Annotated in this window: 12 protein-coding genes; 7 read left to right on the forward strand and 5 right to left on the reverse strand. The window is 71.4% G+C overall.

Annotated elements, in window-relative coordinates; translation table 11 throughout:
• Window positions 1-5: 5 nt before the first annotated feature.
• From NT132_RS07250 to NT132_RS07265, 4 genes are all read right to left on the reverse strand, one after another.
• On the reverse strand, window positions 6-779 hold the full coding sequence (locus NT132_RS07250) for an SDR family oxidoreductase (RefSeq protein ID WP_297786917.1): 774 nt from the start codon (window positions 777-779) through the stop codon (window positions 6-8).
• Window positions 776-2,182, reverse strand: a complete 1,407-nt coding sequence (locus NT132_RS07255; RefSeq protein WP_297786918.1) for an MFS transporter — start codon at window positions 2,180-2,182, stop codon at window positions 776-778. Before NT132_RS07255 ends, NT132_RS07250 begins: the two co-directional genes overlap by 4 nt.
• Window positions 2,183-2,402: 220 nt before the next feature.
• Window positions 2,403-3,200 (reverse strand): IclR family transcriptional regulator C-terminal domain-containing protein, encoded by a 798-nt coding sequence (locus tag NT132_RS07260; RefSeq protein ID WP_297786920.1) that lies wholly within the window; start codon window positions 3,198-3,200, stop codon window positions 2,403-2,405.
• A gap of 26 nt (window positions 3,201-3,226) precedes the next feature.
• Entirely contained in the window at window positions 3,227-4,285 is a 1,059-nt protein-coding gene (locus NT132_RS07265) for a D-2-hydroxyacid dehydrogenase (protein ID WP_297786922.1), read from the reverse strand.
• Window positions 4,286-4,385: 100 nt separating this feature from the next.
• Here NT132_RS07265 and NT132_RS07270 point away from each other — a divergent pair, with 100 nt between their 5' ends.
• From NT132_RS07270 to NT132_RS07300, 7 genes are all read left to right on the forward strand, one after another.
• On the forward strand, window positions 4,386-5,291 hold the full coding sequence (locus NT132_RS07270) for an NAD(P)-dependent oxidoreductase (RefSeq protein ID WP_297786924.1): 906 nt from the start codon (window positions 4,386-4,388) through the stop codon (window positions 5,289-5,291).
• Window positions 5,292-5,358: 67 nt separating this feature from the next.
• Window positions 5,359-6,810 (forward strand): NADP-dependent phosphogluconate dehydrogenase, encoded by a 1,452-nt coding sequence (gndA, locus tag NT132_RS07275; protein WP_297786925.1) that lies wholly within the window; start codon window positions 5,359-5,361, stop codon window positions 6,808-6,810.
• Between the two features lies 1 nt (window position 6,811).
• The gene (locus NT132_RS07280; protein WP_297786927.1) at window positions 6,812-7,249 is read left to right on the forward strand and encodes a VanZ family protein; all 438 of its coding nucleotides are present in this window, start codon (window positions 6,812-6,814) and stop codon (window positions 7,247-7,249) included.
• An 11-nt stretch (window positions 7,250-7,260) separates the two neighbouring features.
• Entirely contained in the window at window positions 7,261-7,698 is a 438-nt protein-coding gene (locus NT132_RS07285) for a thioredoxin family protein (protein WP_297786929.1), read from the forward strand.
• Window positions 7,691-8,197 (forward strand): DUF4395 domain-containing protein, encoded by a 507-nt coding sequence (locus tag NT132_RS07290; protein ID WP_297786931.1) that lies wholly within the window; start codon window positions 7,691-7,693, stop codon window positions 8,195-8,197. The genes NT132_RS07285 and NT132_RS07290 overlap by 8 nt, the downstream gene beginning before the upstream one ends.
• Window positions 8,198-8,563: 366 nt before the next feature.
• The gene (locus NT132_RS07295; RefSeq protein WP_297786933.1) at window positions 8,564-8,989 is read left to right on the forward strand and encodes an OsmC family peroxiredoxin; all 426 of its coding nucleotides are present in this window, start codon (window positions 8,564-8,566) and stop codon (window positions 8,987-8,989) included.
• Window positions 8,982-9,884, forward strand: coding sequence for a TIGR01777 family oxidoreductase (locus NT132_RS07300; protein WP_297786935.1), 903 nt, complete (start codon window positions 8,982-8,984; stop codon window positions 9,882-9,884). The genes NT132_RS07295 and NT132_RS07300 overlap by 8 nt, the downstream gene beginning before the upstream one ends.
• On the opposite strand, the gene NT132_RS07305 is transcribed toward NT132_RS07300, so the two are convergent.
• On the reverse strand, window positions 9,881-10,117 hold a 237-nt coding region (locus NT132_RS07305; protein WP_297786937.1), incomplete at its 5' end, for an integrase core domain-containing protein. The two genes, NT132_RS07300 and NT132_RS07305, sit on opposite strands and share 4 nt — an antisense overlap.

A 10,117-nucleotide genomic window follows, 5' to 3' on the forward strand; every position in this document is an offset into this window, starting at 1 on the left:
CGGGGTCAGACGACCGCGGTCATGCCGCCGTCGACGTACAGGGTCTGACCGTTCACGAAGTCGCTCGCCGAGCTCGCCAGGAACACGGCGGCGCCCACCAGGTCGCCCGTCTCGCCCCAGCGGCCGGCGGGTGTGCGGGTGCGCACCCAGCCGGAGAACTCCTCGTCGTCCACGAGGGCACGGGTGAGCTCGGTGCGGATGTATCCCGGCGCGAGGGCGTTGGCCTGCACGCCGTGCGGGGCGAGGTCGGCGCACAACCCTTTGGTGAGCATGACGATGGCGCCCTTGGTGGCCGCGTACGGCGCGATGGACGGCCGGCCGAGTTGCGACTGGACACTGCCGATCTGGATGAGCTTGCCCGACCCGCGGGCGATCATCCCGGGCGCCACCCGGCGCGACAGCGCGAAGGCGCTCGTCAGGTTGGTGGCGATCAGGTCGTGCCAGTCGGTGTCGCTGAATTCCACGATGGGTGCGCGGCGCTGGATCCCGGCGTTGTTGATCAGGATGTCGGGCGTGCCGAACGCCTCCTCGATCGCGGTGATCCCCGCATCCACCGCCGCGGTGTCCGTGACGTCGAACACGGCGCTACGGGCGGCGGTGCCGGTGCGCTCGGCGATGGCGGATGCGGCGGCGGCGGCCTTGGCCGCATCCCGCCCGTGGACGATGACCGTCGCGCCCGCCTCGGCAAGGCCCGCGGCCAGCGCGTACCCGATGCCCTGGCTCGACCCGGTCACCAGCGCGAGCCTGCCGGTGAGGTCGAAGGCGCCGAGGCCGCTCACCAGCGAACCGTACGGATCGTGACAGTGGTGGCGCTGACGTCGCCGCCGGATTCATCCCGGGAGACCTTCACGGCGTCATCGACCCGGGTGAGGTCGCGGCGCAGGGTCTCCGGGACGAGGAAGGTGGATGCGGCCGTGATGAGCGCCAGCACACCCATGTAGATCGCCAGCAGCACCCAGTTGCCGTCGCTGACGGCGATGAGGTAGGCGCCGAGGACACCGGCGAGGACCGCGGAGATCTCCCGCGCCATGGCGACACCGAGGTAGCGGTGGCGGTTGCCGAACAGCTCCGGGAGCATGGCGCACTGCGGGCCGAGCATGGAGTTGACGGCTACGCCGATGCCGACGGCGATGACGCCGATCGCGATGGCGTAGTTGCCGAGCGAGAGCAGCCACCAGGCCGGGAAGGTGTAGACGAGCATGAACACGGCGCCGAAGCGGTAGACGGTGCGGCGGCCGAAGCGGTCGGAGAGGTGACCGGTGAACGGTACCGAGAACACGCCGATGAGCGAACCGAGGGTGACCCCCCAGGTGAGCAGGCTCTTGTCGGCCTCCGGACCCACCACGGTGACGAAGAACGCCAGCGCCAGGGTGTTGAACATGTAGGAGCCGCCGTTCTCGGCCATCCGCAGGCCGATGCCGACGATGACCCCGGGCAGGCCGTGGGTGAAGATGTCGCGGACCGGGTGCTCGGCGACCTGCTCGCTCTTCTCCAGCTCGACGAAGGTCGGCGTCTCGCGCAGCCGCATCCGGATGAACAGGGCGACGAGGATGAGGACGAACGAGCACAGGAACGGCACGCGCCAGCCCCAGCTGAGCAGCTGGTCGGTCGGCATCAGCGAGATCAGGCTGAACACGACGGCGGCCAGCAGGGTGCCCGCCTGGATGCCGATAAACGGCAGCGCGGCGTAGAAGCCACGGCGGCGGATCGGCGCGTACTCGGCCATCAGCACGGTCGCGCCCGCCTGCTCCGCGCCGGCGCCGAAGCCCTGCAGCAGCCGCAGCACCACGAGGAGGATCGGCGCCGCGTACCCGATGGTCTCGAAGGTCGGCAGGAGTCCGATCGCGGTGGACGCGCCGCCCATCAGCAGGATCGTGATCACCAGCACCCACTTGCGGCCGACCTTGTCGCCGAGGGCGCCGAAGATAAAGCCGCCGAACGGGCGGGCGAGGAAGCCCACGCCGAACGTCGCGAACGCGGCGACGGTGGCCATGGCGGGGTCGCCCTGCGGGAAGAACAGCACGTTGAAGATCAGCGCGGTGGACAGACCGTAGAGGGCGAAGTCGAAGTACTCCAGCGCGCTTCCGATGCTGGACGCATACGTCGCGCGCCGCAGGTTGGCGGCGTATTCCGGGTCTTCGGCGGGCGGCATCGCCACGGTGCGGGGGTCTGACATGGCCATCTCCTTCGATCGGCTACCCAGGGGGTTGTCCATGAAGATACCAACCTGCTGGACATAGTTCAACCCACTGAACGCCGTGGGTCGCACAAACCCTCGTGAATGTCCCGTTTTCCCGCGGAAACGGGATACGCGTGACGCGTCCGCAGGCCCGATGGACCGGGAGGGACGGATGCGGGCGCGCGGAAGCGCGCCTCCGGCGGGAGGCGTCCGGTGTGGGGTGTCAGCGGCGGCGGGAGGAGGCGCCGAGCGGATTGGTGAGCGCCGCGGCGGCATCCTGCAGGGCGGCGGCCACGCGCTCCACGTGCGCACGGTCGGCGCGTTCGGCGGGCATGCCGACGCCCAGCGCCAGCTGCGGGTCGCCCGGCGCCCAGCCCTCGAGGGAGACGGCGACGCCGATGATGCCGTTCAGCGCCTCCCCATCATCCAGCGTCCAGCCGCGTTCGCGGGCGACGTCGAGCTTCTCCAGCAGCGCCGTCACGGTCCGCGTGCCGTTCTCGGCTGCGGCGGGGAACGGCTCGGCGTCGGTCAGCAGGGCGCGCACCTCCGCATCCGGCTTCGTCATGAGGAGGGCTCGCCCGGTGGCGGACAGGGCGGCAGGCAGACGGGAGCCGAGGGGCGCACCGAGGCGTTCCGCGCGGGCACCCTCGTACCGGGCGAGGTAGAGCACATCGGCGCCGTCGAGGAGGGCCACCTGAACGAGCTCGGTCGACAGCACGGGCGACGCCTCGCACACGCTGTAGAACTCGCGTACCTGCGTGAACTGAGCGGCGAACGCCCCGCCGAGCTCCGCGATGCGAAGGCCCAGCCGGAACCCGGTGGTCACCCGCTCGATCAGTCCGCCCGCCTCGAGCGCCAGACACAGGTTCGCGGTCGACGACTTGGCGAGCGACAGCGCGCTCGCCAGTTCCGTGAGGGTCATCGGGCGCCCGGCGTCGGCCAGCAGGCCCAGGAGCCGGATACTGCGACTCACGGCGGGCGCGGGGTCGCGTCCGTTGCGGTCGTCGGCGTCGTCGGCCATGCGCTCTCCCCTCGATGCTCCGCGGATCAGTAGAACTCGACAGTATCCACGACGGCCCGCAGCGGCTGACCGTCGAGCAGGCGCGTCGCGTTCTCGGCGAACCGCCGGGCGATGCGCTCCTCCTCCTTGCTGCTCAGCGCAGCGGTGTGGGGGCTGACGAGCACGTTCGGATGCGACCACAGCGGTGAGGAGGCCGCGAGCGGTTCCCGTTCGAACACGTCCATGGCGGCGAAGCCGATGCGGCCGTCGTCGAGCGCCGCGAGCAACGCGGCCTCGTCGATGACCGTGCCGCGGCCGACGCTGGCGAGGATCGTGCCGGGGCGGGCGTTCGCGAAGACGTCGGCGTCGATGAGGTGGTGGGTCTGGGCGGTGCCGGGGAGGGTCACCACGATGGCGTCGACCTCGCCGACCACCTCGGCGATCCGGTCCGGCGCCACGATGCGGTCGACGCCGTCGACGGGGTGGTCGGAGCGGGAGGTTCCCCACACCCGCGCGCCGAGGGCCCGGAAGCGGCGGACGCACTCGGAGCCGATGCCGCCGAGGCCCACGACGAGCACGGTCATCTCATCGACCTGGCGCATCTCCCAGCGGTCCGGCCAGGTGCGGGTGCGCTGGTCGGCGAGGAGGCGCGGCAGCCCCTTGGCGCCGGCCATCACGCCGAACACCGCGAATTCGGCGAGCGGGCCGCCGTGCACGCCGGCGCTGGTGGTGAACACGATCCGCTCCAGCGCGTCCGCGGGCAGCGCGGCATCTTTGATCTGGCTGCCGCCGCCGGCCGCCATCGTCATGACCCACCGCAGGCGCGGGTTTGCCGCGACCGTGCGCGCGAGCGCCGCGGGAGCCACGTCGGGGATGCCGAACAAGACGTCGGCGGAGTCCACCATCGCATCGAACGCGGCCTGCTGCGCCGGGCTCCGCACCCAGTCCGGGTCGCCGGACCAGTCGGCAGGGCCGCGCATGGGGCGGGTGAGCGAGTGATCGCGGACGACCTCCAGCCGCGGCTCCAGCTGCTCGATGAGCCGGCAGTGCTCTTCGGCGAGGGGGACGGCGATGACCGCCCGTAGACTCGTGGCCTGCTCCGGCATGTGCGTTCCTTTCATCGGCGACAGGTGCCCCCCGATGCTAGCGCAGATCCAACCTGTTGGCCCCTGTTCGAAATATTGAATCGGGGCTAGGGTGGTCGGCATGGTCACCGATGACTCCGGCATCCTCCCCCTTCCGCCCCGCCTCGGCATCCTCGGCCTCGGCTCGATGGGTCTGCCGATGGCCGAGCGCCTGCTGGCCGCTCGAGGACACCTCGTCATCCACGCGCGGCGTCGCCGGCCCGCGCTCGAGGAACTCGGTGCGACGTGGGCCGCCACGCCGCGTGAGCTCGCGGCCGCAACCGACGCCCTCCTCGTCATGCTGCCCGACCTCCCCGACCTCGAGGCGCTGCTCGACGGCCCCGATGGGCTTCTGGCAGACACCGGCGAGCTGGTGCTTCTCGTCGGGTCGACCTCGTCCGCCCCGGGCGTGCGAGAGCTGGCGGAGCGCCTGCCCGACCGCATCCGGGTCGTCGACTGCCCGGTCTCCGGCGGCGAGGACGGCGCTCGGGCGGGACGGCTGTCGATCATGGTCGGCGGCGCGGAGACGGATGCGGCGATCGCCGCGGCGCTCCTCGCGCCCTGCGGTACCGCGGTACACCTCGGACCGCTGGGCGCAGGCGAGGTCGCGAAAGCCTGCAATCAGCTCGTCGTTGCCGCCACGATCCTCGCGCTCGGCGAGGCAAGCGTCATCGCCGAGCGTGCCGGGATCGACCTGGAGGCGCTGTGGACGCTGCTCGGCGGCGGGTATGCGGGCTCGCGGCTGCTGGAGAGCCGGAAGGACAAGCTCGTCTCCGGCGACGACTCTCCGAGCGGCATCGCCCGGTACATGCAGAAGGATCTGCGCTTCGCGGCGGAGGCCGCGAACGCGGGCGGTGTCGCCCCGGCCCTGCTGCCGACGCTTCGCGAGGCCTTCGACGAACTCGTCGCGGCCGGCCTCGGCGACCGTGACATCTCGACGACCCGCCGCTTCATCCAGGAGCGCTCGATCCCCCGTGACGGCTCGTGACGATGCCGCGGACTACGCTGTAAACATCCCCCCTTCTTTCTCCTCCCCTGTCTGAACTGGAGTACGCGTGTCGGAAGCCACTGCCAACATCGGGGTCGTCGGCCTCGCCGTGATGGGCTCGAACCTCGCCCGCAACCTCGCCTCGCGTGAGGGCAACACCGTGGCGGTGTACAACCGCTCCCGGTCCAAGACCGACGAGCTGCTGACCGCGCACCCCGAGGCCGAGTTCGTGCCCGCGTTCTCGTACGAGGAGTTCGCCGCGAGCCTGACCGTCCCCCGCACCGCGATCATCATGGTCAAGGCCGGCGCGGGCACGGATGCGGTCATCGATGAGCTCGTGCGCGTGTTCGAGCCCGGCGACATCATCGTCGACGGCGGTAACGCGCTGTTCACCGACACCATCCGCCGCGAGAAGGCGGTCCGCGAGACCGGCATCAACTTCGTCGGCATGGGCGTCTCCGGCGGCGAGGAGGGCGCCCTCCTCGGACCGTCCCTCATGCCCGGCGGCTCGGACGAGTCGTGGGTCACCCTCGGCCCGATCCTGCGTACCATCGCGGCGGTCGCCGAGGGCGAGCCCTGCGTCACCCACGTCGGACACGACGGTGCCGGACACTTCGTGAAGATGGTGCACAACGGCATCGAGTACGCCGACATGCAGCTGATCGCCGAGGCGTACGACCTCATCCGTCGCGGCACCGGCAAGACGCCGGCCGAGATCGCCGACGTGTTCGCCGAGTGGAACCGCGGCGAGCTGGAGTCGTACCTCATCGAGATCACCGCCGAGGTGCTCCGCCAGGTCGACGCCGAGACCGGTAAGCCGCTCGTCGACGTCATCGTCGACCAGGCCGGCGCCAAGGGCACCGGCGGCTGGACGGTGCAGACCGCCATCGACCTGGGCGTGCCGGTCTCCGGGATCGCCGAGGCCGTGTTCGCCCGGTCGCTGTCGAGCCACCCGGAGCAGCGCGCCACCACCGGTGCCCTCCCCGGCCCCGGCGACGGGTTCAGCGCCGAAGACCCGGACGCCTTCATTGAGCAGGTGCGCCTGGCGCTGTACGCCTCGAAGATCGTCGCCTACTCGCAGGGCTTCGACGAGATCCGCGCCGGTGCCGCCCAGTACGGCTGGAACATCGACCTCGGCAAGGTCGCGGCGATCTGGCGCGGCGGTTGCATCATCCGCGCCCAGTTCCTCAACCGCATCACGGACGCCTACGCCGTGACCCCGGACCTGCCGGTTCTTCTCACCGCGCCGTACTTCGTCGAGGACGCGCTGAGCCGGGCCCAGGATGCCTGGCGCCAGGTGGTGTCGACGGCCGCGGCCGCCGGCATCCCCACCCCCGCGTTCTCGTCGTCGCTGGCCTACTACGACGGCCTGCGCGCCGAGCGCCTGCCCGCCGCCCTCATCCAGGGGCAGCGCGACTTCTTCGGTGCCCACACCTACCGCCGCGTCGACAAGCCGGGCACGTTCCACACGCTGTGGTCCGGCGACCGCACCGAGATCGAAGCCGAAGACACCCACTGACGTGACGGATGCGGTCGCGCGACGCGTGCGCGGCCGCATCCTGCTCACGGTCCTCACCGCGGGCTACCTCGCCGTCCTCGGTTCGCTGACCCTCGGACCGCAGCCGGAGGGCGCCGGTGGCGGCTTGCGGGCGATGGCGGCCGTCTTCGCCACCTGGCCGGTCACCGCGTGGCTCACCTTCGAGGTGCTCGAGTTCGCCGCGAACATCGTGCTGTTCCTGCCGGCCGGACTGCTCGCGGCGCTCTGGCTGCCGCCCCGGCGCCGGTGGCTCGCGGTGCCGGCAGGGCTCGTCCTCAGCGCCGCGATCGAAGCGGCGCAGGCGCTCTTCTTCGCGGATCGGGTGCCGGATCCGCGGGACCTGCTCGCCAACACCCTGGGAGCGGCTGTGGGTTACGTCATACTGCGACGCTTCGGCCCGCGCCCCCACCCCAGCCGTTAGCCTGGGGCGTTGTGGATCTGACCGTCGCCCTCATCGTCATCGCCGCGCTCCTCGCGGCGACGCTCGGCGTGGGCTTCGCGCTCCGCTGGGCGCAGCGGCACCCGCGTGCCGTATCGGATGACGAGATCGTCGAGCCGTCGCGCCTCGGCGCCGACGCACTTGGCGACCAGGCCACTCTGCTGCAGTTCAGCACAGAGATGTGCGCCCGCTGCCCGGGTGTCCACCGGGTGCTCTCGCAGATCGCGGACGACCGCAACGGCGTCCTCCACCTCGATGTGGACCTCACCCACCGTCCCGACATCGCCCGCCACTTCCGGGTGCTGCAGACCCCCACCACGTTGATCCTCGATAGGGACGGTGTCGTCCGCACCCGCTTCGGCGGGGTGCCCGGCCGGGACGTCGTGGAGCTCGAACTGTCCCGCATCGTCGAGGAGGCCGCCCATGCCTGAGCCTGCACGCATCGATGTCCGTGGTCCGCGTTTCGCGGCATCCATCACCGCCGTCCTGCTGCTCGTGGACGTGTTCCTGGGCCTTGTGGGGCTGTCAACGCAGCCCGCGATCGCGCAGGCGCCCCTCGCGGCCCGCATCCTCGACCCGGCGTTCCTGCTGCTCCTAGTGATCGTGATTCTCTTCGCGTGGGGGGTCGGCTCGCCGCGCACCGCGCCGTGGGGTGTGCTGTTCCGGAAGGTCGTGCAGCCGCGACTGAAGCCCGCCACCGACTTCGAAGACCCGCGTCCGCCGCGCTTCGCGCAGGGCGTCGGCCTGTTCGTCACCGTGATCGGCCTCGTGCTGCAGCTGGCAGGTGTGCCGTGGGGGCTCCCGATCGCCGCCGCGGCGGCCTTCATGGCCGCGTTCCTCAACGCCGCGTTCGGACTGTGCCTGGGCTGCCAGCTGTACCTGCTGCTGCAGCGCGTGGGTGTCGTCGGCCGCGCCCGCTCCGCCGCCTGAGTCGCGCCTCGCCGCGGCGGCGCGTCTCGTCGCTGCAGGGGGCGCTGCGGCGCATCTCGTCGCTGCGGGGCACTGCGGCGCGTCGGGTCACTGCTGCGGCGCGTGCGCGCTGCGGCGGCGCATGCGCGCTGCATCACCGCTCCCCTGTCGCATACGGCGACCTCACGTCGCAAGAAGCGACAGGGGAACCATAGGCCCCACCGCTCCCCTGTCGCATACTGCGCCCGCACGTCGCAAGAAGCGACAGGGGAACGCCGAGGGCCGGCCGCGGCACGCGCGGGGTGTCAACCGGTCGCGCGCGGACGACGCCGCGGATAGCCTGAATTCCCGGATGCGGAGACACCGCGACCGCGAAGGAGGAACACCATGAGCGTCACCAGCGAAGCCACCACGTCCTGGTCCGGCAGCCTCACCGAGGGCTCGGGCGAGATCGCCCTGGAGAGCTCGAACCAGGGCCCGTTCGCGGTGAACTGGAAGGCCCGCAGCGAGGGCTCCGACTCCGTCACGACGCCCGAGGAGCTGCTGGCCGCCGCCCACTCCTCCTGCTTCAGCATGGCCCTCTCCCACGCGCTCGCGGGCAACGGCACTCCGCCCGAGAGCGTCGAGACCACCGCATCCGTGACCTTCATCCCCGGCACCGGCATCACCGGCAGCCACCTCAACGTGAACGCGGTCGTCCCGGGGCTGTCTGCCGCCGACTTCGCGCGCATCGCCGACGAGGCCAAGGCCGGCTGCCCGGTCTCGCAGGCCCTCGCGGGCATCGAGATCACCCTCGAGGCGACGCTTGCCTGAGAGCCGCGTCGTCCTCGCGGGGGCGTCCGGCCTCATCGGCACGGCGCTCGCTGAGTCGTTCCGCGCCGGCGGGGTCGCGGTCACGCGCCTCGTCCGGCGGCCCGCCCGCACCCCGGATGAGGTCGAGTGGCGCCCCGGTGACGACCCTCTCGACCCGGATGTGCTCGCGGGCGCGACCGCCGTCGTGGGGCTCTCCGGCGCGAGCGTCGGGCACTTCCCCTGGACGCCACGGTACAAGAGCACGCTGCTGTGGTCCCGGCTGACCCCGACCCGGACGCTCGCCTCCGCGGTACGCGCACTCGGCGCGGATGCGCCGGCGTTCGTGTCCGCCTCCGCGGTGGGGTACTACGGCACCCGCGGCGCGGGGCTCGCGGAGGACTCCCCCGCCGGTTCCTCGTTCCTCGCGCAGCTGTGCGTGGCGTGGGAACGGGAGGCACTGCGGGCGGGGCCGCATGCCCGCGTCTCGATGCTCCGCACCGCACCCGTCGTGCACGACGAGGGGGTGCTGAAGCCGTTGCTGCTGCTGACCCGGCTGGGCCTGTCCGGTCCCATCGGCCGGGGCACGCAGGTCTGGCCGTGGATCTCGCTCGACGACCAGATCGGCGCCATCCGTCACGTCATCGACACCGGTATCACGGGCCCCGTGAACCTCACCGGTCCCACCCGCGCCACGGCGAACGACCTCGGCTTCGCCCTGGCACAGCGGATGAACCGGCCGTTCCTGCTCCGCGCTCCCGAGCCCGCCCTGCGCCTCGCGCTCGGGAAGGATGCGGCGGAGGCACTACTCACCTGCGACCTCGAGGTGGCGCCAGCGGTGCTCACCGCATCCGGGTTCACCTTCCGGCACCCCACGGTCGAGGATGCGGTGGCGGACGCTGTCCCTGCCGCGGCCTAGGTGTTCTTCCCCGTGAGGTTGTGAACGCGTTCGGCGGGCGTTGATCCTTCGAGGGCGGTGTGGGGTCTGTGGTGATTGTAGTGATGGAGCCGGTCTGTGTAGGCGGCTTCGCGTTCGGCTTCGGATCTGTAGGGCTTCGCGTAGGCCCATTCGTCTGAGAGGGTGCGGTTGAAGCGCTCGACCTTGCCGTTGGTCTGCGGCCGGAACGGGCGGGTGCGGCGGTGTTTGACTGC

This window comes from Microbacterium sp. (assembly GCF_026393345.1).
GTDB lineage: Bacteria > Actinomycetota > Actinomycetes > Actinomycetales > Microbacteriaceae > Microbacterium.